Below are 312 nucleotides of genomic sequence, written 5' to 3'. Positions count from 1 at the left end.
AAATTTCCAAAAACAGCGTGTGGCACTGGTCAAGTCGGTATCGATTTAGGCTGCAAAGATTCAGCAGTCAGTAGTGATGGCGACAAACTGCAAACCAAAGTCACTCATCAATACGCTGAAAAACTGTCCATTGCTCAAAGAGCTAAGAATAAAAAGCGGGTCAAGGCCATTCACGCCAAGATTAAAAATACCCGTCAAGACCTCATTCATAAATTCACATCAAAGCTTGTCAAAGCAAAAAGCCTAATTGTTGTTGGTAAAATAAAATCAACATCATTCACTAAGGGCAAACTTGCCAAATCCGTCTATGAC

Annotated in this window: 1 pseudogene; it reads left to right on the top strand. The window is 40.1% G+C overall.

What is annotated here, in order from left to right:
* Positions 1 to 312: pseudogene (locus tag ACT3S4_RS14415) on the top strand (RNA-guided endonuclease InsQ/TnpB family protein); the annotation flags it as partial.

This window comes from Psychrobacter sp. AOP30-A2-5, assembly GCF_052378115.1.
Classification (GTDB): Bacteria; Pseudomonadota; Gammaproteobacteria; order Pseudomonadales; family Moraxellaceae; genus Psychrobacter.
Note: the sequence above shows the minus strand (reverse complement) of the source record. Positions and strands in the feature narration are given on the sequence as shown.